Consider the following 26,684-nt stretch of genomic DNA (forward strand, 5'->3'; position numbering starts at 1 on the left):
CCGGATACTCCTCCAAGATATTGTCCAATCGAAGCCGTTGGTCCTTACGAAGCTTTTCACAGCCTTTTAAGAGAAGATATCGAGCCTTTTTCAATGGAGGATGTAAGGGATTTTGTCGAAAAATATTTTTTGGACACCCCTGAGGGGCCGAAAAGCCTTGATACATCAACATTTCTAGAGGGAGGGTTTTTATGAAGGATATCCGAATGACGGTGGTCCTTACGTTGTTGTTGCTATTGGTGCTAGTTGGCTGTGCCAAACCGAAAGTGGAGCAAACGGTAAAATTAGGTGGTGCGGTCAAAACGATCGGTGACCTAGTGGTGCTAAACGGAAACAGCAATTTGCCAAAAGGCGCCGTCGTGCAAATTGTGATGAAAGAAATCGAGGGGGGCAAACAGGTACTCGAGGAAAAAGTAAACGTTGGGGAAGACGGAAGTTATTCATGGAGCGCGAAAAGACCGGAGCGAGCTAAGGAATATGAGCTGGATGTGATGTTTTTGCCAGAATTGCAGCCGAAGCACGTAAAAGAGAAGTATGGCGAAAAGGGAGAGCTTATCAAAAAAGACTCGTCGGGCAGGGTAGAATATCAAACAGACGGACAAACCTATGTAGGAATTAAAATGTATGACCGCATCTTGAAAATAGGCGATGGAATGGGAGGACAGCAATCCATGTTAGCAGAAACATTGCCTCCACCGCCACCATCTTATTAACATGCAAGCACTGGCAGCTTACAGATGAAAGGAACATGTAGCAATCGTTTGCCTGTGCTCTGAGGGAGGGATCGGCCTTATGAAGAAATGGAAGCTCGCCTTGACGGTGCTGGCGGATTTGTTGCTTACCATTTTCACGATTATGGCGATTATCGCGTTTGCGCAAAGCTATTCCTTGTTCCCGAGCCCGCAAATGATCACGGTATTTTGGCAGCAATTTCAGCAGCTGTTTTGGAGCTTTTTTTCTATTCGTGATATAACGGTTTCGCTCTCGCAATGGCACAATGCTCCCCTGCTCTCAACGATGATGGAGCCGTATGCCTATTCCCTTGTTATTTTATGGGGGGCGCTGGCTGTTTCCTTCCTTATAGCCGTTACAGGAGCCTACATCTGCTTTTTGCTTCCGCGTCCGCTGCAAAAAATGGTTAAAGGAATCGCGTTTTTTCTTGAGTCGATCCCCGATGTTATTTTTATTTTTTCTACGCAACTGTTTGTCATCTGGGTGTTTAAAAAGACAGATTTGCTTATTGTCAATCCTGTTGCCGGTTTTGACAATGTATACGTGCTGCCGATTGTCATGATTTCCATTTTGCCTTCCATTCTGCTGTTCCAAATGACATTTCTTGCGTTTGCGGAGGAAAAAGACAAGCCATACGTCGAATATGCGCTAGCGAAAGGATTGTCAAAAACGGCAGTGCTATGGCGCCATATGTTCCGCAACGCGCTGATCACCGTGTTTTCCAACGTCCAATATTTGTTTTGGTTTATGCTGTCGAACTTGTTAGTGGCGGAATATTTGTTTAATATGCACGGATTGTTCCGGTTTTTGTATGAGCAGCTCCATACGCCGGAAGTAGTGGCTATCGGTCTTGCCATGCTGTTTTTGCCGTTTTACATCATTGATGTGGCCGGGAAACGAGTGATTGCTTATTTGACGGGAATCGAGAGGGGGGTGGCGTGATGCGCGCATTCCGCAACGTGTATTTTGCGGCAGGGTTTATCATCGCGGCTGGTCTATTGCTGGCCAGTTTTTTCTATTCTTATTGGCTGAAAGACATCATGCCACAGCCGCCGAAGCAGATCTACAATGAGGCTGGTCGGCTCGTTGACGTTCCTCCGTACCCGCCGAGCTGGGCCCATCCGTTTGGCGTCGATCGCCAAGGCGAAGATGTGTTTTGGAAAGTCATCGATGGGGCGAAATATACGATTGTCACCGCATTGGCGGTCAGTTTGCTGCGGCTTGTGTTTGGGACGGTCGGCGGAATCGTGTATGCTTTTTATTTGCAGAAATTTCGGTTTATTGCCGAGTCCATCGTTCGCGCCTTTCGGTTTGTGCCGGCGATCTTTTTAACGATGCTCTTTTTTGCTTTCATTCCATTGGAGGAGCAAGGAGCTGGAATGGGAGTGTTGATCAAACAACTATTGGTGCTTGCGGCTGTTGCGCTTCCGCCGTTAATGCTGGTCATCGGCAATGATATCGCTGTCTTTTTGCAAAATGAATTTGTCGTTTCTTCCCGGCTGATGGGAGCTGATAACGTTTGGCTCATCCGCAAGCACGTTCTCCCGTATATGCGGCCGCGGCTGTTTTTGCTGTTTACCCAGCAGACGGTGCAGTCGCTCTTGCTGCTTGTGCATCTCGGGGCGTTTCAAATATTGCTAGGAGGCGTAAAAGTTATATACGATTCCGATGGGTTGGGCCCTCCCGAGAAGGTGGCGTTCTCCCTTTCGAATGAATGGTCCGGCTTGATCGGTCTTTCCTATCGGGAAATGATGCTTGACCAATGGATTGTTGTCGGGCCGTGTGTGGCCTTTATCGTTGCGATTTTTGCCTTCAAATTAATGGGGAAAGGGTTAGAGCAAGTAATTGCTGGAAAAGGAAAACGGAAGCAGCGGAAAAAGCAATGGAGTTCATCGGGAAAACCTGCTTCTTTTCCGCCGCAGCAGAGCGACTTTGAATTTATACTTTATAAATAAGCTATCCTGAAAATAAGTGATATGCAAAGGATATAAACTTGATAGTATGGGCAATACATCTTATTTTAATGTATCATCGTTCCGAAAATTGGAATAATTGTATCTAGGAGATGATCTGGACAGCCGCAAATCTCCTTCTCTATCTAAAAGCAGGGGAGAAGAAGTGAGCAAATACTTACCAAAATAGTGCGGGGGACAAGAGGCGAATGATGTTAGCACAATCGTTTTATTCATTTTTGCAGGAATCGCAGAAATTGGCGGTGGCTATTTCATTTGGTTATGGTTGCGCGAAGGGAAGCCATACTGGTATGGAATCGTTGGGGGACTGATTTTAGTTTTGTACGGTGCCATTCCCACCTTGCAAAAATTCCTGTCCTTCGGAAGGGGTGTATGCGGCCTGTGGTGGTGTATTTATCATACTGTCGTTTTTGTGGGGCTGGGGCGTTGGCCAAAAAACGCCGGATCGGTACAATTGGATTGGTGCTGTCATTTGTCTAATCGGGGTTTCTATCATCCTTTGGGGGCCGAGGCAGTAGCGTTAGGAAGGGGATGACTAGGAAGCCCCTAAGAAATCGCCTTTTTTGTATACGGAAGAAAAAGCACAGCTTTACCTTGAAAATACGTGAGCTCAAAAATATGAGAATAGTGGTGATTATCTTTTCTCATGCTCCTTCGTTGATAGTCCCCCTATTTCCTAGTGAACTAAAAAGTTCTTGCATAGTCTTAACTTACTGTAGAAATTCCAAAACTTGCAAGATGTAATAAGGTCATCGTAAAATGGGGGAAGAAATTTTTATGAGGAGAGGGTCAAGTGAAGGCGGTAGAAACTAATTTATTGAAATTTATGCAAGGAACAAAGCAATTCATAATCCCCATTTACCAGCGAAAATATAGTTGGACAATAAAGCAGTGCCGTCAGCTTTGGAACGATATTGTAAGGGCAGCGGAAGACGAAAAGATTAGGGGACATTTTGTCGGGTCGATTGTCTATATCGAACAAGGATTATATCAAGTATCATCGGTTCCACAACTGCTCGTCATCGATGGACAACAACGATTGACTACATTGACGTTACTGTTGCTTGCGTTGGGCAAAGCCATTGAGGAAAGCGGACAAACCTTGGATATTACGAAAAAGAAGATCATGAATTACTATCTGGTCAACAGTGAAGAAGAGGGAGAGCTGTATCACAAACTCATTTTGACCGAAAGCGATAAAGATACGTTGATTAACTTGGTTTTAGGCAAAGAGCTCCCCGACGAATACTCCCCAAGAATTTACGAGAACTATCACTTTTTTGTTGAATCCATCAAAAACAGCGGTATTGATTTGAACAAGCTGTACCAAGGGATCTCCAAGTTGATTGTTGTAGATATTTCGTTAGATCGAGATCATGATAATCCGCAGTTGATTTTTGAAAGTCTAAACTCGACGGGACTCGATCTATCTCAAGCCGATTTGATCCGAAATTTCGTTTTGATGAAACTGGAGCCGAAAGAGCAGGCAGAATTGTACAAGGAATACTGGTATCCGATGGAGAAAAGTTTCGGAAATCTGACTAATTCTTCCTTATTTGACCGATTTATGCGCGATTACTTGACGGTGAAGACCGGGAGAATTCCGAATATACGGGAAGTTTACTCGAGTTTTAAGTCATATGTATTTGAGCAAAGTGAACAAGATGTTCAACAGATTGTTGCGGACATTTATCGATATTCCCAATATTTTGTGAAACTTGCATTTCAAAAGGAACAGGATAAAGAAATCAATAAAGTGTTAACGGACATCAACACTCTTAAGGTCGATGTCTCGTATCCGTTCTTGCTTGAGGTATATGACGACTATGAACGTCAAGTCATATCTAAATCGGACTTTATTGAGATTTTGAGGCTTGTTGAGGCATATGTATTCCGCAGAGCGGTTTGCGGTATCCCGACCAATTCATTGAATAAAACGTTTGCGACACTAAGTAAAGAGATCGATAAAGCGAATTATTTGGAAAGCTTACAGGCCGCGTTTTTGCTTAAGGATTCTTATAAACGGTTTCCGACCGATGAAGAGTTCAAGCGGGAGCTTGTCATTAAGGATGTATATAATTTCAGAAATCGAAACTACTTGCTTCGGAAACTAGAAAACTTTAATCGGAAAGAGATTATTGATATCGAGTCCTATACAATTGAACATATTATGCCACAAAATCCGAACTTATCCTATGAGTGGCGCCGGGATTTAGGGCCAAATTGGGAAGAAGTACACAAAACATATCTCCATACGTTGGGAAATCTAACACTGACCCGATATAATTCCGAGCTCAGTGATCGTCCGTTTAAGGAAAAACGGGATATGGAGGGCGGGTTTGCTGACAGTCCACTGAGGTTAAATAGAGGACTAGCTAGACTTGAAACTTGGAATGAGGAGGAAATCTGCAAAAGAGCTCAATTCTTGGCGGATTTGGCGTTAAAAGTCTGGAAGTATCCACAGCTTTCCGATGATATTCTGGCTAAATACCGAAAGAAAGGCTCCGAAAATGATAATGTGACTTATACGATTGCCGATCACCCTGAATTACAGGGAGATATGTTGGCGTTATTCGAGGAATTGAGCAAACGAATTTGTAACCTGGACAGCTCTGTCCGCATGGAGTTCAAAAAGTTATACATTGCTTTTAAGACGTCAACAAACTTCGTCGATATTGTGCCTCAGAAAAGCAGACTGCGGTTAAGCTTAAATATGCCATTCGATGAAATACAGGATCCTCGAGGTATTTGTAAAGATGTGAGTAACCTCGGTCGTTGGGGGAACGGTGACGTTGAATTTGGCGTTTCTTCTTTAGATGAAATCGACTATGCGATGTTTCTGATCAGACAGTCCTATGAAAGGCATCGGGAAGATGTATAAAGGTGAAGAGGAGTAAAGCAGCTCCTCTTTTTCTTTGCTTCACGATGGCTCTTCACCACAACATGTACTTGACAAGCAATACGGTTTCCTGAACAAAGATGTGCAAAAATCACTGATTTGTTGATTTTCCCTCACAAGCGTAAATAGGGTATGTTCAGAAAAAATCAAGTACAACTTTTGGTGAAGAGCCCACTTTTTATTTTCTTGGTATTTTGTACCAACTAGCTCCTCAAAACCTGAAACCCTTTGTGCGGCAAGGGATTGGAGGCTTTGGTGGGGCTTGAGTGGGATGGACATGAATTATTTTCTCTTGACATAGTAGGGAATTTAAAATGGGTTGATCAGGATCCTGCGGTTGGTTTGCCAAAGTAGGCAAGGGGAAGGTCGTTTTTTAATATTGCCACACCTGGCATGTGATACAATATTGAAAAGATAGAAAGTCGGTATAACCTTGGATACTTGCAATAACACTGCATGAAAGGGATGGAAATATGGACTGTTGTGCTCCGACAAACCGTGTGGGAACGATGAAAACGAATTGCCCGAACTGCGGGCAAAACGGACGACGGGTGCCGCTGATCACGCTCAAGTCGTTGTTGAAACCTGCGGCTTTGGCGACGCTTGAACCTGACCGTGATTACGCCTTTTGCCCGAACCCGTCCTGCGAAACGGTCTATTTTGCGTGGGACGGTTCGCTGACTTTTGCCGTAGGAGACTTGAAAGTGCCCGTGTTTCAAAAGGATTCGGACATGGATGTTCCTGTTTGTTACTGTTTTGACTGGACGCGGGAACGCATTGAGCGAGCTGTGCGGAACGGCGGAGAGCCGCTTCAGGAAATCAAAGCCCATGTCCAGGCAGGGCGATGCGGTTGTGAAGTGAACAACCCCCAGGGGGCTTGTTGCATGGGGAACGTGGCGGAATTTATATTCGACAGGTGAACGGGAACTGACCTGTTGAACATGGATCGGTTGCACGCTTATCCAACCATCTTTTAACCAATCATCGACCTGCACAATTATCAGCACCTGCCCATCCGCATATGACATAGAAGTTCTTCAAAAAAACAGGAGGGAACTTCTATGTTTTTGATTCCAGAGCACCAGGAGAGGTACGAGCATTTCTTGAAGCCTTTGTATGGAATGCTACTTGAAATTTCGTGGTTGTTGCGGCTCTTGCAGTACCAGTTTTTTGCCTGCGGAGTTAAAACCGAATGTGAACTACCAGATAAGGGTGAAGTTCGTAGGGACAGGGGATAGGAATTATGTGGTATGCGACGAATGTTATAATTTAATTCGAAGCGAGTTTCCTGATTTATTTGCAAATCAATGATTTTACATAGATGCGAACAGTGTTCATGAAAGGATGGGAAAAATGACCCTAACAGATAGGATTATAACTTTATTAACAGAGAAGGATGGGTTAACAGATCGGGAAATTACTGATATCTTATTGGGTAAAAATAATCCGCAACAATCAGTGAATCAAGCCTGTAGAAATTTGGCGAATAGAGGTTTGCTTAGGCGGGTTGTCCGTAAGGATGGTTTAATAGGTAATTTTTTAACCGATGACGGATTAGTAGTGAATTCGGCTCAAGGAAACGATTCCAAGATAACAGAGAATACAGATTCGAAGTTGAAAGAAGACTATATTAAAGAGGTCTTGCAGGCATACCTGCATTCAGAAGGATGGGAAACACAAATTGCGTGGGGAAAAACACCTGGAATTGATATAAACGCAATCCGAGGTAATGAGCGTTGGATTATTGAGGTGAAGGGTCTAGGAACATCAAATCCAATGAACGTGAATTATTTCTTAGGGGTATTGGCGGAAACTTTGCAAAGAATGGAGGATCCCAATGCCAAATACAGCATCGCATTACCAGATGTGAAACAGTTTCGAAATCTTTGGGACAGGCTACCTCTGTTAGCGAAGAAGAGAACAGGAATCACGGCATTATTTATCGATGAACAAGGCAATGTCAGCGAGTGCCTATGATAAAACCTAAAGATTGGTCTGTCATACCTAGCACCCTCTTTAGCTTTCCTGTCACGAATTGACACTTGAAAAATGGAGATCATTTGGCTGAGTTGGTTAGACAGGCGGGAAGAGTCTAACCTGTTCGGGTTTCATGGCGGCGAATGGCCACCGCTTTTTGAGGGTTTCTTTTCCTCGCGATGCTTCGCCCGTGTGCTCTTGTCACGCCAGACTGGGCCATTGCATAAGATAGTAGCAGATTCCAAGTGTGAGGAGAGTGAACAGGCAATTGAATCCGAATTACGCCCATCCGTATATTAGCACTCAGTGGCCTTACCCGATGTCCAGTTACTGCCCCCCTCATTATGACTGGTGGAGCTGGTCACCGTATGCTTATGGTATGCTACAACATGCAAGGAACGACAGGTTTCCTCCCATCAAATTGAGAGATTACGGCGGAAAACCGTTCGTTGTCAATATTGAGAGAGCCGCCGAGCAAAATCAAAATTTCCGAACCGCATTATGGACAGGAAAACATTTGCAAGTGACGTTGATGAGCATTGAGGTAGGAGGAGATATTGGACTGGAAGTTCATCCGAATGTGGACCAGTTTATTCGTATTGAACAAGGACAGGGTCTTGTGCAGATGGGGGAACGAAAAGACCGTCTGGATTTTGAAAGAAGAGTGTCCGAAGGTGACGCGATCATGATTCCAGCTGGGACGTGGCATAATGTGACCAATATAGGGCATGTTCCCTTGAAGCTATATTCCATTTATGCTCCGCCCGAGCATCCGTTTGGCACGGTTCACAGGACGAAAGCCGAGGCCATGGCCGATTATCGGTGACTGATTTGGCAGTTTCGTTGGAAACCAGAGTTATGTCAGGTTTTCAATTGATTATGGGAAAAAGTAGCCGCAGAGCCCTTCGTCAGGGGTGTTCTGCGGTTTTTGCTTTCAAACGAGGGGTGCCGCCTGCAACATTTAGGGGTTCGTTTGGCAGAACGTCGCGGCTGATCAAAGCGTTTGTGCAGCTTGTTCGCTTCGGTTGGGCGCAGGCGTTGTCTTGCGTGTTTCCGGTTGTCATTTTTGCCTCATTGGCGCTGACGAAGATCGCGCCGCTTCCGCTATTGCCGCGGTATGATTGGCTGCTTGTTATTTGCCTGCTCATGCAATGGTGGATGGTGCGGTCAGGGATGGAAACGCGGGATGAGCTCAAAGTCATTACTGTCTTTCACTTGATTGGGCTTGCATTAGAGCTGTTTAAGGTGCGTATGGGTTCATGGGCATATCCGGAAGAAGGGTATACGAAACTGTTTGGCGTGCCGTTGTACAGCGGATTCATGTATGCAAGTGTGGCGAGCTATCTTTGCCAGGCGTGGAGAAGAATGAAAGTGGAGCTTGTGCGATGGCCGCCGTTTTGGATGGTCGTTCCTCTCGCTTCGGCGATTTACTTGAATTTTTTCACCCACCATTATTGGGTGGACGTTCGTTGGTGGCTCTCAAGCCTCGTCATGCTTGTCTTTTGGCGGTCATGGGTGACGTATGAGGTCGGGGGAATCCGCTACCGGATGCCGCTTGTTTTGTCGTTTTTGCTGATCGGGTTTTTCATCTGGATCGCGGAAAACATCGCCACCTTTTTTGGCGCTTGGCAATATCCAAACCAGGTGAAGGCGTGGAGCCTTGTTCATCTTGGGAAGGTGAGTTCGTGGTGTTTGCTTGTTATTGTCAGTTTTCTCATCGTGGCGACGTTAAAGCAAGTGAAAACAATGGCTGTGACAGGGGCAGTGGAGCGTTCACATGAAGATGGAAAATCGTTGTAAGCCGAGCAGAGCGGGGATTTGGCTGGTCGTTGCTCGGCTTTTTCCTTGATGAGCCGCCCGCTCCTCACGGAAGCTGTGCCTTGATTTCTTCCATTTGCGCGAGGTGGCGCTGTTCATGATAGCCGACAAATTCCACCCATTGCTTCAAATTCAGTGGCCCAAAAATTGGATGCGGGAACGATTTGGCTTCCAAGTCAGCCGGGTTGGCTTGCTCCGTGATTTGGCGCAACCGCTGCCGCGATTGATGCAATTTTTCTTCCAGTTCGTGTCGAGTGAAAAAGCGGTCGCTCGGGCGGGCGAAATCAGGCGCCTCCACTTTTTTCGAACGGTCAACGGTCAAGTGGATCGGTTTCTCCTCGACCGGTTGGCTCTCGCCATGCTTTAATGTATGGGCGATCATGGATGTGATCGATGTTTCGATTAAGTACAGGTGTTCGAGCAGTTGGGCAATCGTCCAACTTCCGTCCGCCACTCGGGTGTTCAGCTGTTCGTCCGACAGCCCGGAAACGCTTTTGATCAGCTGTTGGCGCACTTGCTCATTATGATCCATCATGTTTCCCTCATTTCGATGTAGATTTGGTTTCATCGTATCATAAGGAAGATCAACCGTAAAGCCGTTTTGTGTTCGCCGTGATCATGGTTTTGACTTGTTCGATATCTCGGCCATAGTGTGCCGCCACGGCTCGCGCGGAGTCCAATAGCCATAACGGGGTCGTCAGTTTTCCGGCAAACGGGCCTGCAAACGGCCATGGGCCATCGGTTTCAAGGAGCAGCTGCTCGATGGGAACGAGGGATAACAGCTGCTTGTCGCGCTCGCGGTAGCACACTTCCGGCGTGACGGAGATGTAGTAGCCGCATTGGACGATTTGTTTGACCACGGCAGGCTCGGCCTTCAGCCAGTGGAAATGGGCTTGTCGGACGCCAGTTTGCTGCAAGATGGCCAAGGCGGTTTGGGCGCGGTCGTAGACGGCGTGAAGAACGAGCGGCAAGGAGGCATCCGCGGCGATGGCCGCGATTTCGGCCAACCGTTCTTGATAAGCGGGCAGCTTGGCGCACGCTTCTGCGGAATAGTATGGCAGCCCGACTTCGCCGATGGCGGCGAGCAGCGGCCGCTCTTGCTTGACAAGCTCTGTCCATTCGTTCCAATCGGCTTCGCTTGGCAGCGGTTGCTCGGGATGAAAACCGATGGCGGCGTAGACGAAGGAAGGGAATCGCTGTTTCAACTCGAGCGTTCGGCAGCTGGAGCGCAAATCGGTGGAGACGGCGACGACACCGGTGATGCCGGCCTCTTGCCAACGGTTGATTTGTTCATCGATGTCCGTGTACTGGTCGAGATGAATATGAGCGTCGATCATCCACAGCGACCTCCCCTGTCCTTTTGGCCGTACGATCGCCAACTGCAGCTTATCCCCATTCCTTATCAATCTGGTACTTGCGGATGCGGTATTGCAAGTTTTGTCGGCTTAAGCCGAGCGCTTTGGCCGTTTTTGTGATGTTGAAGCCGTGATGCTGCAGCGCCTTGCGGATGTAGTAAATTTCGACTTCTTCCATGTATTTGTCAAGCGGCAACATATCTTCCGTATCGAACAAAAAGTCCGTTTTCGCTTCGTCGGGCGCCAGCTTGGCTCGAAAAGGGGCAGGCAGATGGGCGAGGGTGATGGTTTGTTCTTGTTCCATCGTCGCCATCGTTTCCAACATGACGGCCTCCAGTTCGCGCACGTTGCCGGGCCAGCTGTAAGCAAGAAACGCCTCTTGCACGTCATCGCCGAGTCCTTCGACATGTAGGCCATAGCGCTCGTTGCCTTGACGGATGAAATGGATAGCGAGCGGCAAAATGTCCTCTTTCCGTTCGCGCAACGGCGGCAGGACGATGCAGTGGACGGCAATTTGGTAGTAAAGCGATTTGAGCAATTCCCCTGCTTGGACGGCATCGATCGGGTCTCCGCTTGTCGAGGCGATGAGGCGAACATCTGCATGAACCGGTTTTTGGCCATGGGCGCGGACAAACTGTTTTTCTTGCAGAAAACGGGCGAGTTTTTGTTGAAGCGGCAGGCTTAACGAGTCGATATCGTCAAGCAGCACAGTGCCGCCGTCCGCTTGTTCAAACAAACCGGGCTGGATCTCGCCGCCTTCTTCGCTGCCAAACAGCATCGTTTCCATCCAATCGTCCGGAAGCGACAAACACGTTTGCGCAAAAAACGGCTTAGCTCGCCGTTCGCTTTCGTGGTGAATGCAGGAAGCGAGCAAGTCTTTTCCTGTCCCTTTCTCCCCAATGAGCAGCACAGGCGCTTCGGAGCGGGCGGCATGACGCGCAAGGCGGATGGCCTTTTGCATCGCTTCGCTTTGGCTGATGATATCGGCAAACGTGCGGCTGGCTTCCTTGCGTTGGTGGTGTTCTTGGATCAGTTTGCGGAACTTCGTGATGTCTTTGGCGATTTCCACGGCGCCGATGATGCGCCCGTCTTTTTGCAGCGGGTGTGTTTGATTGACCGTTGTCACGGCTTGTCCTTTGTTATTGAAATAGGTTTGCTGCTTGTTCAGAATGCTTTCACCGGTGCGCAGCGCTTCAAGCAATGTGCTCGGCTGCTCCGGGTTGAAGCGGAAGACGTCCAAAATGTTTTTATCGAGCACGTCCTCGATGTTCATGCCCTCGATGTCCCGCATTTTTCGGTTGTAAATGACGGTTTTCCCGTGTTGATCGACGGCATGGACGCCAAGGTCAATCAGTTCGAGAATTTGCTCATACATCGTTAAAAGCGTTTCCATATCCCGGTTCACGATCAGCACCTCTCTTTTTTGTATTATAGCATAAGGTGGACGGGAGACAGGAAGGGAAAGAAAGATGTGAAAAAAAATTTTGCTAAATATATTGAAAATAGACAAAAATAGTTCCATAATAAAGTTATAGTTTATTATAAAATGACAAATAGATTTGCAGTAAGGGAGGTTCTGTTCCCTTTCTCAAAATGTAAGCGGTTGCGAAATCGATCATAGAGAGGGGAGAGTTTTCGGATGCAACCCGTGCAAGAACTGAAACGAGAGCTAAAAAGCAGGCATTTATTTATGATCGCGCTAGGTGGAGTGATCGGCACCGGTTTGTTTTTAGGATCGGGTTATACGATTCATGAGGCGGGGCCAGGCGGGGCCGTCGTTGCGTATCTTTTTGGCGGATTGGTCATGTATTTGACCATGCTTTCGTTAGGAGAATTGGCCGTGAGAATTCCTGATGCCGGGTCGTATCAGACGTATGCGACGAAATTCATCTCGCCGGCGGTAGGGTATTGCATCGGCTGGCTGTCATGGCTGAACTGGTCGGTGACAGTCGGCATCGAGCTTCTCACCGTCAGCATTTTGATGAAGCGATGGTTTCCTGATGTGCCGACATGGGTGTTTTGTGCGGTCTTCGCTTTGCTCTTGTTTTTGATCAACGCCTTGTCTGTCAAAGGATTTGGCGAGGTGGAGTTTTGGTTTTCGAGCATCAAGGTGCTGACGGTGATCGCCTTTATTGTTCTTGGTCTGGCAGCGATGTTCGGAGTCATCCATATGAAAAATGGACAACCTGCTCCGTTTTTCTCGAACTTTACAGACCATGGGGGCTTGTTTCCAAATGGGTTTTGGGCCATCTTTACGACGATGATCCTCGTGAACTTTTCGTTCCAAGGGACGGAATTGGTCGGCGTGGCGGCGGGGGAAAGCCGCGAGCCGGAAAAAACGGTGCCGGTTGCGCTGCGCAACACCATATGGCGCATTTTAATTTTCTTCATTTTGGCCATTTTTGTGCTGGCTGGTTTGTTTCCGTGGGAGAAAGCCGGCGTTGTGGAAAGCCCGTTTGTTGAGGTGTTTGACAACATTGGCATTCCGTATGCAGCCGATATCATGAATTTTGTCATCATTACGGCGGTGCTGTCGGTGGCCAACTCGGGGTTATACGCGACGTCGCGCGTCCTCTGGTCGATGTCGCGCCAAGGCATGGTCAGTCCGTTTTTCAGCAAGCTATCGAAACGCGGCGTGCCGATCAACGCGCTTATTGCCAGCATTGCCATCGGCTGCTTGTCGCTTTTGTGCAGCATTTACGCCGAAGATACAGTGTACGTTTGGCTGACGGCGGTCGCGGGATTTGGCGCCGTCACGGTGTGGGCTTCCATCGCGCTGTCCAGCTATTTCGGACGAAAAGCGTTTTTGCGTGAAGGCGGCGATGTGCGCGATCTGAAATACCGGACGCCGTTGTATCCGTTCGTGCCGCTCGCGGCGTTTGCGTTGAATATGGCGACGATCATCGGGCTGGCGTTTATTCCAGATCAACGGATCGCTCTTTACTGCGGCATTCCGTTTCTCCTTGCGTGTTATGGGTACTACCACCTTGTGGCGAAAAAACGGGTTCAGCTCCTAGCCGCAGAAAAAGGGGAGCTCAAGGCCGCCAAGTAAAAATCATTGAAAAAAGCCATAATCATTTGCATAATATAACTATGAAACCGTTTTATAACGAAAAATTTTTTTGCCTTTAAAAAGGAGGATGACGAAATGGTGCAGCCGTACAGACACGAACCGCTCACAGATTTTACCGTGGAAGCAAACCGCGAGGCGTTTTTAGCAGCGCTCAAAAAAGTGGAATCGGAGCTTGGGCGCGATTATCCGCTTGTGATCGGCGGCGAGCGGGTGATGACGGAAGACAAAATCACGTCGATCAATCCAGCGAACAAAGCGGAAGTCATCGGCCGGGTGGCGAAAGCGACCAAAGAGCTGGCGGAGCGGGCGATGAAAACCGCTGATGAGGCGTTTCGCACTTGGAGCCGGACGAGCCCGGAAGCGCGGGCCGATATTTTGTTCCGGGCGGCGGCGATCGTGCGCCGGCGCAAGCACGAGTTTTCCGCTTGGCTGGTGAAAGAAGCGGGCAAACCGTGGCGTGAAGCGGACGCCGATACCGCGGAAGCGATCGACTTTATGGAATATTACGGACGGCAAATGCTGAAGCTGAAAGACGGCATTCCGGTTGAGAGCCGTCCGGGGGAAACGAACCGGTTTTTCTACATTCCGCTTGGCGTCGGGGTTGTCATTTCGCCGTGGAACTTCCCGTTTGCCATTATGGCCGGAACGACGGTCGCTTCGCTTGTCACGGGCAATACGGTGCTGTTGAAACCGGCAAGCGCAACGCCGGTCGTGGCGTATAAATTTGTGGAAGTGTTGGAGGAAGCGGGGCTTCCGGCTGGTGTGTTGAATTATATTCCGGGCAGCGGAGCCGAAGTCGGGGATTATCTCGTCGACCATCCGCGCACACGATTTATCAGCTTCACCGGATCGCGGGATGTCGGCATCCGCATTTATGAGCGGGCGGCGAAAGTGCACCCAGGGCAAATTTGGCTGAAACGCGTCATCGCGGAAATGGGCGGCAAAGACGGCATCATTGTCGATAAAGAAGCGGACCTCGAACTGGCGGCGCAATCGATCGTGGCGTCGGCGTTTGGCTACTCTGGGCAAAAATGCTCGGCGTGCTCGCGCGCCATTATCGTCGAAGATGTGTATGACCAAGTGTTGAATCGCGTTGTCGAGCTGACGAAGCAGCTCAACGTCGGCGATCCGGCGGAGCAAGCGACGTTTATGGGGCCTGTCATCGACCAAGGGGCGTACAACAAAATTATGGAGTATATCGAAATCGGCAAGCAGGAAGGCCGTCTCATGACCGGCGGGGAAGGAGACGACTCGAAAGGGTTCTTCATCCAGCCGACCGTGTTTGCGGATGTCGACCCGAACGCGCGCATCATGCAGGAGGAAATTTTCGGACCGGTCGTGGCGTTTGCGAAAGCGCGCGACTTTGACCATGCGCTTGAGATTGCGAACAACACCGAATACGGTCTGACAGGAGCCGTCATCTCGCGCAATCGGGCGAATCTTGAAAAAGCGCGGCACGAGTTCCATGTCGGCAACTTGTACTTCAACCGCGGCTGCACAGGGGCGATCGTCGGGTATCAGCCGTTTGGCGGCTTCAACATGTCAGGCACTGACTCGAAAGCGGGCGGCCCGGACTATTTGATCCTCCATATGCAAGCGAAAACAGTGTCGGAAATGTTTTAAACCAAAAAAGGGCGGCGGCGTCCGCCCTTTTATAGCGAAGAAACGCAGATAAGGAAAGGAGCGGTTGATGATGGCTACGAAGTCCGAACAGCTCATTGAACAGACGGAGCGATACGGAGCACGAAATTATCATCCGTTGCCGATTGTCATTTCGGAAGCGGAAGGGGTATGGGTGAAAGACCCGGAAGGCAACCGCTATATGGACATGTTAAGCGCCTATTCGGCCGTCAACCAAGGACATCGTCATCCGAAAATTGTGGAGGCGTTGAAGCGGCAAGCTGACCGCGTCACGCTCACATCGCGCGCCTTCCATAACGACCAGCTCGGCCCATGGTACGAAAAAGTGTGCCGGCTGACGAAAAAAGAGATGGTGCTGCCGATGAACACCGGCGCCGAGGCGGTAGAAACGGCGCTCAAGGCGGCGCGCCGCTGGGCGTATGACGTGAAAGGCGTCCCTGACAATCAGGCGGAAATCATCGTTTGTGAAGGCAATTTCCATGGCCGGACGCTCGCCGCGGTGTCGTTGTCGTCCGAACCGGCTTATAAACGCGGTTTTGGTCCGCTTTTGCCCGGGGTGAAAATCATCCCGTACGGGGATATCGAAGCGCTCAAGGCAGCGATGACACCGAATACGGCGGCGTTTCTTGTCGAACCAATCCAAGGGGAAGCCGGCATCCGCATCCCGCCGCAAGGCTTTTTAAAAGCGGCCTATGACGTGTGCAAAGAACACAACGTGTTGTTCATCGCCGATGAAATCCAAACCGGGCTAGGACGGACGGGGAAGTTGTTTGCTTGCGACTGGGAAAATGTTGTGCCTGATATGTATATTTTAGGGAAAGCATTGGGCGGCGGGGTGTTCCCGATTTCGTGCGTCGTCGCCAACCGCGACATTTTGTCGGTGTTTGAACCGGGCTCGCACGGGTCGACGTTCGGCGGCAATCCGCTCGCTTGCGCGGTGTCGATCGCGGCGCTTGAGGTGATCGAAGAAGAGCGGCTGGCGGAGCGGTCGCTTGAGCTTGGCGAATATTTTTTGGCAAAGTTAAAGCAAATCGAAAACAAGGACATTAAAGAAATCCGCGGCCGCGGCTTGTTTATCGGCGTCGAGCTGCATGTGCCGGCGCGTCCGTATTGCGAAGCGCTGAAAGAACAAGGGCTGCTTTGCAAGGAGACGCATGAAACGGTCATCCGTTTTGCGCCGCCGCTCATCATTACGAAAGAGGAATTGGATTGGGCGTTTGAACGGATTGCCAATGTCTTGTCCCGTCCATAAATCGAGTCAAAGAGGCGAATGAGACGATGGAAGAAAATATGTTTCTCTCCACCCAGCGTGTGATCAAAGCGGCGCTGGCCAAACTCGGCTACGGTGAGGAGATGTATGAGCTGCTCAAAGAACCATTGCGCGTCCTTACCGTACGCATTCCCGTCCGTATGGATGACGGAACGGTGAAAGTGTTTACCGGCTACCGCGCCCAGCATAGCGATGCCGTAGGGCCGACCAAGGGAGGCATTCGTTTTCATCCGGATGTCACCGAGGAAGAAGTGAAGGCGCTGTCGATGTGGATGACGATCAAAGCCGGAATTGTCGGTTTGCCGTATGGCGGCGGCAAAGGTGGCATCGTCTGCGACCCGCGGAACATGTCGATGGGTGAGCTGGAGCGGCTCAGCCGCGGCTATGTGCGGGCGATCAGCCAGATCGTGGGGCCATCCAAAGATATCCCGGCGCCGGACGTGTTTACCAACTCGCAAATCATGGCGTGGATGATGGATGAGTATAGCCGCATCCGCGAATTTGACTCGCCTGGCTTTATCACCGGCAAGCCGCTTGTGCTCGGCGGCTCCCAAGGTCGGGAAAAAGCGACGGCGCTCGGTGTCACGATTTGCATCGAAGAAGCAGCGAAAAAAGCAGGAATTGAGTTGCAGGGGGCGCGGGTCATTATTCAAGGATTCGGCAATGCAGGCAGCTTTTTGGCCAAGTTTTTGCATGAAGCTGGAGCTCGCGTCATTGGCATTTCCGATGCGTATGGCGCGTTGTATGACCCGAACGGACTGGATATTCCGTATTTGTTGGATCGCCGCGACAGTTTTGGCACGGTGACAACGCTGTTTGAGAATGTCATCACCAATCAAGAGCTGCTGGAAAAAGAGTGTGATATTTTAGTTCCGGCCGCGGTAGCGAATCAAATTACGCGTGACAATGCCGCGAATATTCGCGCTAAAATTGTGGTCGAGGCGGCCAACGGCCCGACGACGCTGGAAGCGACCAAAATCTTGACGGAGCGGGGCGTGCTATTGGTGCCTGATGTGCTGGCGAGCGCTGGCGGGGTGACGGTTTCCTATTTTGAATGGGTGCAAAACAACCAAGGCTATTATTGGACGGAAGAGGAAGTCGTCGAGAAGTTGAAAGAGAAATTGACGAGCGCGTTTCATCGCGTCTATGAATTGGCGGAATCGCGCCGTGTGGATATGCGCATGGCGGCGTACATGATCGGGCTGCGCCAAACAGCAGAAGCAGCTCGCTATCGTGGTTGGGTATAATCATGGAAGGGTTGTTGCAAGGGGGGCGCGCCGTCCATCCTCATCTGCTTGGGGGTGGGCGGCCTTTCGTTTGCGGGACGCCGATGAAGCCGGTGATATCGAAGGGAGAGCGAAAGCAAGCTGCTTTTCTTTTTTGCAAAGGATCTTTTTTTGTACTACCATATCATATACATACATTAATGAGGAAAGAGACATGCATACATACAATGAGCCGGGCGGAAGGGAGAGAATGGCGCCATGCAGGCGTGGATCACGAATGTAATGGAACAATTCGGCTATATCGGCATTTTTCTGATCATCGCGCTGGAAAACATTTTTCCACCGATTCCGTCGGAAGTCATTTTGCCGTTTGGCGGGTTTATGACGACGTACACGTCTTTGACGGTGCCCGGCGTCATTGCGGCGGCGACCGCCGGTTCGGTTGCCGGGGCATTGGTGCTGTACGGAATTGGCCGGCTGTTGTCGGTTGAACGGCTCGAGCGGATCGTCGACCGTTGGGGGAGATGGCTGCGGGTGAAGCCGGGAGACATCGCCAAAGCGAACCGGACGTTTCACCGTTATGGGGTATGGGCCGTCTTTCTTGGCCGCATGATTCCGTTGGTGCGCAGCTTGATTTCCATCCCGGCGGGCATGGCGAAGATGAATATCGGACTGTTTGTCTGGCTGTCCGTGCTCGGCACATTGATTTGGAATACGGCGCTCGTTTCGATCGGCGCAGCGCTTGGCCAGTCGTGGGGGAAAGTGTCTGAGGTGATTGGGATGTATGCCGAGGTGGTGTATGTCATCATCGGCCTGATCATAACCGTTGCCGCTATCCGCTTATGGAAAAGACGCCGGATGTCCTGATGCCGGCGCCTTTTTTGCGGCCTTGATTGTGAAAATGACCGCTGCCGCCGCTGGCCGGAAGCGGATCGGTCAGCGTTTTAGCAACAAGTAAATGAAATATGGGGCGCCGATCAAGGAGACGATGACGCCGGCCGGAAGCGGCTCGGCGAGAACGTTGCGCCCGATCGTGTCAGCCGCAAGCAGCAACCATCCGCCAATGAGCATGGAGGCCGGAATGACACGCTCATGCCGCGGGCCAACGATCAACTTGGCGATATGCGGCGCCATTAAGCCGATAAAGGAGATGCCCCCGGTTACGGAGACGGCGGTGGAAGCGACGGCGACGGCCGCTGCCATCAGCACGAGCCGCTCGCGGCGGACGTGGACGCCGACGCCAATTGAGACGGCGTCGCCCAAATGTAAAATATTGAGGCTCTTGGCTCGGTACAATGCCGCCAATGCGCCGGCCGCCAGCCACGGCAGCACGGCCCAAATAAATGGCCAATCATCCCCCCAGATGTTGCCGGCGAGCCATTTGGCAATGAAATCGACTTTTGTCCGGTCGGTGGAAGAAATGAGCACGATCATCAGCCCGGAGAGCGCCATCGACACCCCGACGCCGGTGAGTACAAATGACACAGGCTGGAGCCCTACTGTTCGATTGTAGGAAATCGTGTAAATGACGCCTGCTGTCAACAAGCCGCTTATGAACGCAACAAGCGGAATGGCGTACACAAAGGTGCCGGCGTCGATCGGGAAAAATAAAAAGAATAAGGCCACGCCCGCTCCAGCCCCAGCGTTGATTCCGAGCACGCCTGGGTCGGCCAAGTCATTGCGGGTAATGCTTTGCAAAATCGCACCCGACAAAGCAAGCGCCATCCCCGCTAGCAAGGTGATCACGATGCGCGGCAAGCGAAGAGAAAACAAGATGAACTTTTCTTGCATCGAGCCGTCCCCTAACAGCGTCGGAATGATGCGGTCATACGAGAGCGGTGCTTCGCCTGTGCCCAATGCCACTGCAACCGTGGCGAGAATGAGCAAAGCGAGCCATCCTAACACTGATGTCATGCGTGTTCTCATTCCCATCCCCTCCCTTTTCTCCGCACGACGAATAGGAAAAAGGGCAGGCCGATGACCGCAATGATGGCGGCTACCGGTGTTTCAAATGGCGCGTAAATCGTGCGCGCGGCCGTGTCAGCCATGACCATGGCGCTAGCGCCGATGGCGGCGGATAGAGGGATGACAAAGCGATAATCGGCCCCGGCGATTGCCCTTACGAGGTGGGGAATCATCAGGCCGATAAAGGTGATGTTGCCGGCAATGGACACCGAGGCCCCCGTCAACAAAAACACGACGAAAAACAACCAAGCCTTGACGACGGACGTTTTCTGCCCAACCCCGACAGCCACATCTTCGCTTAGACTCAAAATGGTCAATTGGCGTGAAAACGCAACGGCGATGCCTAAACCAATAAGAACGAGCGGGATCATCACCGTCAGCTGTTTCCAGGAGACACCAGCGACTCCGCCTGACGTCCACATTGACACGTCTTTGGAAATATGGAAATAAAACCCAATTCCTTCGGCGATGGCGAACAAAAGCGCCGAGACCGCTGAACCGGCCAAGACGATGCGAAGCGGTGAAAACCCTCCTTTGCGGGCGGCGCCGATGCCAAAGACCATCCCCGCCCCTGCAGCAGAACCGGCCAAGCAAGCGAAGGTGATGGCGATATAGCCGGCTGAAGGGAAAAAGGCAAGGGTGGCGGCCAGCGCCGCGTTCGCTCCCGCCGTGAGGCCAAGAAGCCCCGGATCAGCGAGCGGATTGCGCGTCATTCCTTGCATGATCGCTCCGGCGACGGCGAGGCCAGCGCCGACAGCTGCTGCCGCTGTCTCGCGCGGAATGCGCAATTCTCGGATGAGATCAAACGTCTTGCCCTCCTGATCGGAAAACAGGGCTTGCCATACGTCACGCCAAGTGGTGTCCGCTACGCCGATGGCCATGGAGCTGAACCAAACGGCGGCCAAGATGAGGACGGATAGCGGAAAGGTGTAGCGAAACGGCAAACGGCGCTGCATCTCTTCCATCGTCTCTCTCCTCCTTGTTGTGTATACGAAACAGACGGGACATCCATGGTTGGACGTCCCGTCGTCAAGGTCATTGACCTAAAAAGTGCTTTTTAAAGAAATCGAGCTGGTACTCGAGTGTGATCGGGTCGTTAAAGTAGAATGCTTTTGAATCCGCGACAAACATGCGGCCGTTTTTCACCGCAGGGATGTTTTTGAATGTGTTCGTTTCCATGAAAGAAGTGTCGCTGTCGCCTTCCGTGTACTTGCAGAAGATGAGATAGTCGCCGACAAATTGCGGCAGCGCTTCAAGCGAAACGGCGTAATACCCTGGTTTTAGCGCGTGCTCTTCAACCGCTTTCGGCATTTTCAGTTTCATTTCTTGATATAAAATTTCCGTGCCGCGTCCCCAGTTTTGTCCATACACGTACAGCTGTTTGCCGAAATTCTCGGCAACGGTCACCGTCGCGTTTTCGCCGATTTTCGCCCGAATTTGCTTTCCAGCTTCCTGTGCCCGTTGTTGGAAGTCTTTGATCCATTTTTTTGCTTCGTCTTCTTTATTGACGAGCTTGGCGTATTGCAAGATTAAATCGCGGTAGTTGTATTTTTCATATGTAAAGGTGATCGTCGGCGCGATTTTGTTCAATTTGTCGATATTTTTCGTTGTCGATAATCCGACAATTAAGTCCGGTTTTAATGAAATGATTTTTTCAATATCATCTTCGCTGACCGTTTCGGCATCTTTCAGCTTGTCCTGCAGAACGGGACTTGCTTTGGACCAGGCATCCGCTCCGACCACCGGCACTCCAAACGCCACGATATAAGGAGCTCCCCATAGAGCGACAATTCGTTTCGGATGGGCGGGAATTTCGACTGGGCCGTTTTCCGATTGGAAGGTGACCGTCTCCTTTTCATTTTTGGAAGATGACGCGTTGTCCTCTTTTTTTCCGTTATTGGTGTTGCCGCATGCGCTTAGCACAAGCGCGAACATCAGCAGCAGTGCAAGCCATGTTTTCCTCATGATGAATTAAGCCTCCTTGAGCAATTGATAAGTGAAGCAAATTGGTTTGTTCGTCCGCGGGTCGCGGCCGATGTCGGCGTCGATGCCAAACACGTCGCGGAGCACTTCGCGGCAGATAACGTCTTCGCTCCGCCCGGACTTGATGATGGCTCCTGCTTTCATAGCGATGATATAGTCGGCAAAGCGGGCCGCCTGGTTGATGTCATGAAGCACCATGACGATCGTCCGCCCTTCTTCTTGGTTCAGCCGCTCAAGCAGCTCGAGCACCTCAAGCTGATGGGCGATGTCCAAATACGTCGTCGGTTCATCCAAAAAGATGATGTCGGTCTCTTGGGCGAGCGCCATGGCGATCCAGACGCGCTGCCGCTGCCCGCCCGAGAGCGCATCGACCGGCCGGTGCTTTAAGTCGGCCGTTTTGGTGACGTCAAGCGCCCAGTCAATCGCTTCATAATCCCGCTTTGTCAGCCGTCCGAATCCTTTTTGATACGGAAAGCGGCCGTACGAGACGAGCTCGGCGACCGTTAATCCGCTTGTCGCTTCCGGCGTCTGCGGCAAAATGGCCATTTTTTTCGCCAGCTCTTTCGTCGGTTGCTGGGAAATGGCTTGGCCGTCTAAAATGACCGCGCCCGATTGCGGGGAAATGATGCGCGTCAACGTCTTGAGCAGCGTCGACTTGCCGCACCCGTTCGGCCCGATAATGGCGGTGATTTGCCGATCGGGAATGCGGACGGACAATCGTTCAAAAATCGTCCGGTCGTCATAGCGGACGGTGAGCTCCTCGGCATACAAGCGAACCATGCGGCCACCTCCTTTTGGACTAAGAAAATGAAAATCACTATCATTAACAATCTTTATTATAACGAAATTCTTAAAAAAGACAATGAATTTTCTCATCGAAAAAACAAGTTTTATGATGGAAAAAAGAAGGAGAACAGGATGGACAAGTTATGCGGCCGCCACAGCCCCGCTGTTAAGAGAACCCCGGACTATATTTTGCAGGCCTATCGCTGCATCCCACGCTGCAACCTGACCGACATACGGCCGGTGCGGCCTCAGAAAGCCCGGCCCTTTGCCTCGCAGTTGTCTAGCGCCATGCTGTTGCGAAAACGCAACGATCCCGGCTGTCTGAATGGCAAAAACACAACACATTCTGCAGGTTTGTTGCGTTTTTGCAACAAGTCGTTGTTGTTTTGCAACGGAAGGTTTGATACGATGGAGAATGGAGATGTATTTTTTCTGAATAATACGACACTTGATTTGTTGGCACGCAGTTTGCTTTTCCAAACAAAGTGAAGGCGAGACAGGGGGATGGGGGATGACGATAGAAGACATCATGTGGAAAACAACCGCTGCTGTTTGGGAAAGCGATTCCCTTGAGCAGGCGGCCCGCACGTTGGCCAAGCAAGGGATGGCTGGGGCCATCGCATGCGACAGCGAAGGAGAAATGGTCGGGGTGGTGGCGGCCGAGGACGTGCTGTTTGGCCTCGCGGAGGGGCGCAAAACGGTTCGTGAGGTGATGCGGCCGCCGCAGCCGCTTCCGGCTCATGCGCGCCTTGAGGAGATCGCGTTTGGCGGCAGTCCGCTCCGCGCCGTTGTTGATGAGAGCGGCCGCCTGGCCGGTCTATTGACAAAAGAGCAGTATTTGGCGGCGCAGGCAAAGGCGTCCCGCCTTCGCTTAAAACAGCTGGAAGCCATGTTCAACGCCGCCCATAACGGCATTTTGTCGATCGATGCAAAAGGGCGCATTACCTCGATCAATCCGGCGGCGGAACGGATGGCGCGGACGACGAAGGAAGAGGCGCTCGGCCGATTGTTGACCGATATCGTCGTTCCATCCGGCCTGCTCGATGTCGTGCACACCGGTCAAGGATGTACGGAAAAGTACCGCGTCGGCAAGCGCGTCTATATTACGAACCGGTCGCCGATTATCGACGGTGGGAAGGTCGTCGGTGCTGTCGGGGTGTTTCAAGACATTTCCGAGATCGAATTCATCTCGAGCGAGCTTGAAACGGTGAAGCGCATCGCCAACGAGCTTGAGACGGTGATGGATGCGGCGGGCGACGGCATCGCCATCGCGGATCGCAATGGGGTGATCACCCGGCAAAATCAAAAATGGGCCGCCCTGTTCCCCGATGCGGGACAAGGGCGCATCCCCGCCCCGCTCGACCAAGTTGTGCGCCAGGCGCTTGACCGCTGCCAGCCGTGCTCCATGCTTCATCAAGGCGCGGAAACCGGCAATACGTTGATCGTCTCCGCCGTGCCGGTCATCGAGGAAGGCGGCCGGGGCGAGCGGGTTGTCGTGTATGTCAAAGACATGACCGAGATGGAGCAGCTTCGCGCCGAACTTGAGGAGACGAAACGGCTCCTTCATACGTTAAGCCGGCAGGAAGGCGATGACCTTATTTACCGGGCGCCGGCGATGGCGCGCGTTGTCGCCATTGCCCGCCAGGCAGCGGCCGTGGATGTCACCGTGCTTTTGACCGGAGAGTCGGGCGTCGGAAAGGAAGAGTTGGCGAACTTCATCTGGAAGCAGAGCGCGCGCAGCGGCCGTCCGTTTGTGAAGGTAAACTGCGGGGCGATTCTGGAGACGTTGATGGAGTCCGAGCTGTTCGGCTATGAGCCGGGGGCGTTCACCGGAGCGGCGAAGAAAGGGAAAAAAGGCTATTTCGAGCAGGCGGATGGCGGGACGATTTTTCTCGATGAAATCAGTGAAATTCCGCTTCACTTGCAAGTAAAGCTCCTTCGCGTGTTGCAGTCGATGGAAATCATGAGGTTGGGGGCGGAGGCGCCGAAGCGGATCGATGTGCGTGTCATCGCCGCGACGAACAAACCGCTTGAAGAGCTGGTCGCCGCTGGGCGGTTTCGCGCTGATTTGTTTTACCGGCTGAACGTGATGCCGATTGCCATTCCGCCGCTGCGCGACCGGAAAGAAGACATTCCGCTGTTGGTCGACCATTATCGAAAGCGGTTTGCTAAAAAGTATCAAAAACAGCTCGTGTTCACCGACAGGGCGCTTGCGATGATGATGGACTACCATTGGCCTGGGAACGTCCGCGAGCTCGTCAACGCCATTGAGCGCATGTTTGTAACGTCTGCCGCGCCCGTCGTCGACGAAGATCACGTGGCCAAATGGCTTCATCTTGAGCCGCCGTCGGCTGCCAATCCGGTGTCATCAGGCGAAATCATCCCGCTCAAACAAGCGGTGGCGGACGTCGAGCGCCAGCTCATCATCAAAGCGCTTCATCATGCGCGCACGTATCGGCGGGCGGCGAAGCTGTTGGGCGTCGATGCGTCAACCCTTGTGCGCAAGGCGCAAAAATATGGAATCTAATCATCGGGAGGGGAAGAGGATGGATTTTACGTTGCCAGCCGAGATTGAATTTTTAAAAGAAAACGTCCGCAAATTTGTGAAAGAAGTCGTGGAACCGGTGGCCATGGACATTGAAGAAAACGACCACATTCCAGAAGATATTATTGAAAAATCGAAAGCCATGGGGCTGTTCGGCTTAAGCATCCCAGAAGAATACGGCGGCCTTGGCTTGTCGATGGTCGGCAAATGCGCTATTTACGAGGAACTCGGCAAAACGCATAACGGCTATACGACGCTAATTGGCGCCCATACAGGCATTGGCACGGTCGGCATTGTGGAGCTCGGCACGGAAGAACAAAAGCGGCGCTACTTGCCGAAAATGGCGACAGGGGAATGGATCGGCGCCTTCGCCTTAACCGAGCCGAGCGCCGGCTCGAACGCCGCCGCGATCAAAACGACCGCCGTCCGCAAAGGCGACCGCTACATCATCAACGGCTCGAAACATTACATCACCAACGCTGTCGACGCCCACGTGTTTACGGTGATGGCCGTCACCGATCCGTCAAAAGGCCCGAAAGGCATTACCTCGTTTATCGTGGAAAAAGATTTCCCCGGCTTTATCGTCGGAAAAGTCGAGCGGAAAATGGGGCTGCGCGGATCGCATTCAGCCGAGCTGTTTTTTGACAACTTGGAAGTGCCGGTCGAAAACGTGCTCGGAAAAGAAGGCGAGGGGTATGTCAACGCCCTGAAAATCCTCGCCAACGGCCGCGCGGGCCTCGCCGCCCGCAATCTCGGCTCGTGCATCCGTCTGCTCGAGTATTGCATGGAATACGCTGAACAGCGCGAGCAGTTCGGCAAGCCGATCATCGAGCAGCAAGCGATCCAGCATATGCTGGCGGAAATGAGCATGTTGATCGAAGTGCTGCGCTCAACCGTTTACCGCGTCGCCTGGATGGTCGACCAAAAGATGCGCGTCGTCAAAGAAGCGGCCATCGCCAAACTGTTCGGCTCGGAGGTGTACAACAAAATCGCTGACATGGCCGTGCAAATCCACGGCGGCCTCGGCTACATGAAAGATTACCCGATCGAACGTTACTTCCGCGATGCCCGCATTACGAAAATTTACGAAGGCACCTCGGAAATCCAGCGCAACATCATTGCGAGCGAACTGCGGAAAGAATACGGAAAAGTGCGGGTCTGACCGAAACGCCGTCTGCTGACAGCAGGCGGTGTTTTTTCACCGTTATTGTCGGAAAATGTCATTCGCTTTTCGTTGACGAAAGGAAAAGAAGATTGCTAGAATGAGAGAAAATGAGTGACTATTCATAACGCTCCAGTCATTTGTGCAATCTTCCTCTTAGATGACGACCTACCTTTCGTAACAAGGCCTTTCTTGTAAGCCCTTACATAAATGAACTTGCCCCATGATCATCGATGGAGAAGCATCATATCCAGTGAGTTCGAGAAAAAATAGAAAAGG

At 51.3% G+C, this 26,684-nt stretch carries 24 protein-coding genes and 1 pseudogene; 18 read left to right on the plus strand and 7 right to left on the minus strand.

All coding sequences use genetic code 11. From position 1 onward, the window contains the following. The 10 genes and pseudogenes from CV945_RS17960 to CV945_RS03565 form a co-directional block, all read left to right on the plus strand. Positions 1-195, plus strand: a 195-nt coding sequence (locus CV945_RS17960) for a hypothetical protein (protein WP_232721972.1), incomplete at its 5' end; no start/stop codon positions are given. Next, entirely contained in the window at positions 192-713 is a 522-nt protein-coding gene (locus CV945_RS03525) for a hypothetical protein (RefSeq protein WP_047817667.1), read from the plus strand. The genes CV945_RS17960 and CV945_RS03525, both read left to right, overlap by 4 nt. A 79-nt stretch (positions 714-792) precedes the next feature. Continuing rightward, positions 793-1,674 carry an ABC transporter permease subunit gene (locus CV945_RS03530; protein ID WP_100659139.1) on the plus strand — a complete coding sequence of 294 codons (882 nt, stop codon included), beginning with the start codon at positions 793-795 and terminating at the stop codon, positions 1,672-1,674. After that, entirely contained in the window at positions 1,674-2,687 is a 1,014-nt protein-coding gene (locus CV945_RS03535) for an ABC transporter permease (RefSeq protein WP_100659140.1), read from the plus strand. The genes CV945_RS03530 and CV945_RS03535 overlap by 1 nt, the downstream gene beginning before the upstream one ends. Before the next feature lie 220 nt (positions 2,688-2,907). Beyond that, positions 2,908-3,223: pseudogene (locus CV945_RS03540) on the plus strand (YnfA family protein). Between the two features lie 275 nt (positions 3,224-3,498). Next, a complete protein-coding gene (locus CV945_RS03545; RefSeq protein ID WP_100659141.1) occupies positions 3,499-5,586 on the plus strand; it encodes a DUF262 and DUF1524 domain-containing protein in 2,088 nt (695 codons plus the stop codon). 491 nt (positions 5,587-6,077) lie between these two features. Further along, positions 6,078-6,524 carry a putative iron-sulfur cluster-binding metallochaperone gene (locus CV945_RS03550; protein ID WP_014194633.1) on the plus strand — a complete coding sequence of 149 codons (447 nt, stop codon included), beginning with the start codon at positions 6,078-6,080 and terminating at the stop codon, positions 6,522-6,524. 433 nt (positions 6,525-6,957) lie between these two features. Next, positions 6,958-7,581 carry a hypothetical protein gene (locus tag CV945_RS03555; RefSeq protein ID WP_015373749.1) on the plus strand — a complete coding sequence of 208 codons (624 nt, stop codon included), beginning with the start codon at positions 6,958-6,960 and terminating at the stop codon, positions 7,579-7,581. A gap of 268 nt (positions 7,582-7,849) precedes the next feature. Further along, entirely contained in the window at positions 7,850-8,407 is a 558-nt protein-coding gene (locus CV945_RS03560) for a cupin domain-containing protein (protein ID WP_084544565.1), read from the plus strand. A gap of 119 nt (positions 8,408-8,526) precedes the next feature. Then, a complete protein-coding gene (locus CV945_RS03565) occupies positions 8,527-9,381 on the plus strand; it encodes a DUF817 domain-containing protein (RefSeq protein ID WP_369827700.1) in 855 nt (284 codons plus the stop codon). A gap of 64 nt (positions 9,382-9,445) precedes the next feature. On the opposite strand, the gene CV945_RS03570 is transcribed toward CV945_RS03565, so the two are convergent. From CV945_RS03570 to CV945_RS03580, 3 genes are read right to left on the minus strand one after another with little or no spacing between them, the layout of a single operon-like run. Beyond that, entirely contained in the window at positions 9,446-9,931 is a 486-nt protein-coding gene (locus tag CV945_RS03570; RefSeq protein ID WP_232721974.1) for a DinB family protein, read from the minus strand. Between the two features lie 52 nt (positions 9,932-9,983). After that, positions 9,984-10,736: a TatD family hydrolase gene (locus CV945_RS03575; protein ID WP_100659143.1), complete on the minus strand. Its 753-nt coding sequence runs from the start codon at positions 10,734-10,736 to the stop codon at positions 9,984-9,986. Positions 10,737-10,785: 49 nt separating this feature from the next. Then, positions 10,786-12,159: a sigma-54 interaction domain-containing protein gene (locus CV945_RS03580; RefSeq protein WP_100659144.1), complete on the minus strand. Its 1,374-nt coding sequence runs from the start codon at positions 12,157-12,159 to the stop codon at positions 10,786-10,788. A 234-nt stretch (positions 12,160-12,393) separates the two neighbouring features. On the opposite strand from CV945_RS03580, the gene CV945_RS03585 reads away from it, so the two are divergent. The 5 genes from CV945_RS03585 (at position 12,394) to CV945_RS03605 (ending at position 18,831) form a co-directional block, all read left to right on the plus strand. Next, the gene (locus CV945_RS03585) at positions 12,394-13,806 is read left to right on the plus strand and encodes an amino acid permease (protein ID WP_100659145.1); all 1,413 of its coding nucleotides are present in this window, start codon (positions 12,394-12,396) and stop codon (positions 13,804-13,806) included. A 96-nt stretch (positions 13,807-13,902) separates the two neighbouring features. Next, positions 13,903-15,450 carry an L-glutamate gamma-semialdehyde dehydrogenase gene (gene pruA, locus CV945_RS03590; protein WP_055359031.1) on the plus strand — a complete coding sequence of 516 codons (1,548 nt, stop codon included), beginning with the start codon at positions 13,903-13,905 and terminating at the stop codon, positions 15,448-15,450. A gap of 70 nt (positions 15,451-15,520) precedes the next feature. After that, entirely contained in the window at positions 15,521-16,720 is a 1,200-nt protein-coding gene (locus tag CV945_RS03595) for an ornithine--oxo-acid transaminase (protein ID WP_100659146.1), read from the plus strand. 26 nt (positions 16,721-16,746) lie between these two features. Continuing rightward, the gene (locus tag CV945_RS03600; protein WP_013144008.1) at positions 16,747-17,985 is read left to right on the plus strand and encodes a Glu/Leu/Phe/Val family dehydrogenase; all 1,239 of its coding nucleotides are present in this window, start codon (positions 16,747-16,749) and stop codon (positions 17,983-17,985) included. A 237-nt stretch (positions 17,986-18,222) separates the two neighbouring features. Further along, positions 18,223-18,831 (plus strand): DedA family protein, encoded by a 609-nt coding sequence (locus CV945_RS03605; protein ID WP_100659147.1) that lies wholly within the window; start codon positions 18,223-18,225, stop codon positions 18,829-18,831. Between the two features lie 69 nt (positions 18,832-18,900). Here the strand turns inward: CV945_RS03605 and CV945_RS03610 are convergent, their stop codons facing one another. From CV945_RS03610 to CV945_RS03625, 4 genes are all read right to left on the minus strand, one after another. Beyond that, entirely contained in the window at positions 18,901-19,890 is a 990-nt protein-coding gene (locus tag CV945_RS03610) for a FecCD family ABC transporter permease (RefSeq protein ID WP_100659148.1), read from the minus strand. Further along, positions 19,887-20,894 carry a FecCD family ABC transporter permease gene (locus CV945_RS03615; protein ID WP_100659149.1) on the minus strand — a complete coding sequence of 336 codons (1,008 nt, stop codon included), beginning with the start codon at positions 20,892-20,894 and terminating at the stop codon, positions 19,887-19,889. Before CV945_RS03615 ends, CV945_RS03610 begins: the two co-directional genes overlap by 4 nt. Before the next feature lie 70 nt (positions 20,895-20,964). Further along, a complete protein-coding gene (locus CV945_RS03620) occupies positions 20,965-21,894 on the minus strand; it encodes an iron-hydroxamate ABC transporter substrate-binding protein (RefSeq protein ID WP_020754694.1) in 930 nt (309 codons plus the stop codon). A 6-nt stretch (positions 21,895-21,900) separates the two neighbouring features. Next, a complete protein-coding gene (locus CV945_RS03625) occupies positions 21,901-22,692 on the minus strand; it encodes an ABC transporter ATP-binding protein (protein WP_033007976.1) in 792 nt (263 codons plus the stop codon). 138 nt (positions 22,693-22,830) lie between these two features. On the opposite strand from CV945_RS03625, the gene CV945_RS03630 reads away from it, so the two are divergent. From CV945_RS03630 to CV945_RS03640, 3 genes are read left to right on the plus strand one after another with little or no spacing between them, the layout of a single operon-like run. Next, positions 22,831-23,187, plus strand: coding sequence for a hypothetical protein (locus CV945_RS03630; protein ID WP_100659172.1), 357 nt, complete (start codon positions 22,831-22,833; stop codon positions 23,185-23,187). Positions 23,188-23,209: 22 nt separating this feature from the next. Then, positions 23,210-25,225, plus strand: coding sequence for a sigma-54-dependent Fis family transcriptional regulator (locus tag CV945_RS03635; protein ID WP_100659150.1), 2,016 nt, complete (start codon positions 23,210-23,212; stop codon positions 25,223-25,225). Between the two features lie 19 nt (positions 25,226-25,244). After that, on the plus strand, positions 25,245-26,405 hold the full coding sequence (locus CV945_RS03640; protein ID WP_063193565.1) for an acyl-CoA dehydrogenase family protein: 1,161 nt from the start codon (positions 25,245-25,247) through the stop codon (positions 26,403-26,405). Positions 26,406-26,684 lie beyond the last annotated feature (279 nt).

This window comes from Geobacillus sp. Manikaran-105, from assembly GCF_002809955.1.
Lineage (GTDB): Bacteria > Bacillota > Bacilli > Bacillales > Anoxybacillaceae > Geobacillus > Geobacillus thermophilus.

Coding starts and splice junctions, on each gene's coding strand:
- CV945_RS03535 (WP_100659140.1), top strand. CDS start 1,674: ATGCGCGCATTCCGCAACGTGTATTTTGCGGCAGGGTTTATCATCGCG.
- CV945_RS03615 (WP_100659149.1), bottom strand. CDS start 20,894: ATGGAAGAGATGCAGCGCCGTTTGCCGTTTCGCTACACCTTTCCGCTA.
- CV945_RS03620 (WP_020754694.1), bottom strand. CDS start 21,894: ATGAGGAAAACATGGCTTGCACTGCTGCTGATGTTCGCGCTTGTGCTA.
- CV945_RS03600 (WP_013144008.1), top strand. CDS start 16,747: ATGGAAGAAAATATGTTTCTCTCCACCCAGCGTGTGATCAAAGCGGCG.
- CV945_RS03575 (WP_100659143.1), bottom strand. CDS start 10,736: ATGATCGACGCTCATATTCATCTCGACCAGTACACGGACATCGATGAA.
- CV945_RS03555 (WP_015373749.1), top strand. CDS start 6,958: ATGACCCTAACAGATAGGATTATAACTTTATTAACAGAGAAGGATGGG.
- CV945_RS03525 (WP_047817667.1), top strand. CDS start 192: ATGAAGGATATCCGAATGACGGTGGTCCTTACGTTGTTGTTGCTATTG.
- pruA (WP_055359031.1), top strand. CDS start 13,903: ATGGTGCAGCCGTACAGACACGAACCGCTCACAGATTTTACCGTGGAA.
- CV945_RS03625 (WP_033007976.1), bottom strand. CDS start 22,692: ATGGTTCGCTTGTATGCCGAGGAGCTCACCGTCCGCTATGACGACCGG.
- CV945_RS03610 (WP_100659148.1), bottom strand. CDS start 19,890: ATGAGAACACGCATGACATCAGTGTTAGGATGGCTCGCTTTGCTCATT.
- CV945_RS03605 (WP_100659147.1), top strand. CDS start 18,223: ATGCAGGCGTGGATCACGAATGTAATGGAACAATTCGGCTATATCGGC.
- CV945_RS03530 (WP_100659139.1), top strand. CDS start 793: ATGAAGAAATGGAAGCTCGCCTTGACGGTGCTGGCGGATTTGTTGCTT.
- CV945_RS03570 (WP_232721974.1), bottom strand. CDS start 9,931: ATGGATCATAATGAGCAAGTGCGCCAACAGCTGATCAAAAGCGTTTCC.
- CV945_RS03595 (WP_100659146.1), top strand. CDS start 15,521: ATGGCTACGAAGTCCGAACAGCTCATTGAACAGACGGAGCGATACGGA.
- CV945_RS03640 (WP_063193565.1), top strand. CDS start 25,245: ATGGATTTTACGTTGCCAGCCGAGATTGAATTTTTAAAAGAAAACGTC.
- CV945_RS03630 (WP_100659172.1), top strand. CDS start 22,831: ATGGACAAGTTATGCGGCCGCCACAGCCCCGCTGTTAAGAGAACCCCG.
- CV945_RS03635 (WP_100659150.1), top strand. CDS start 23,210: ATGACGATAGAAGACATCATGTGGAAAACAACCGCTGCTGTTTGGGAA.
- CV945_RS03585 (WP_100659145.1), top strand. CDS start 12,394: ATGCAACCCGTGCAAGAACTGAAACGAGAGCTAAAAAGCAGGCATTTA.
- CV945_RS03550 (WP_014194633.1), top strand. CDS start 6,078: ATGGACTGTTGTGCTCCGACAAACCGTGTGGGAACGATGAAAACGAAT.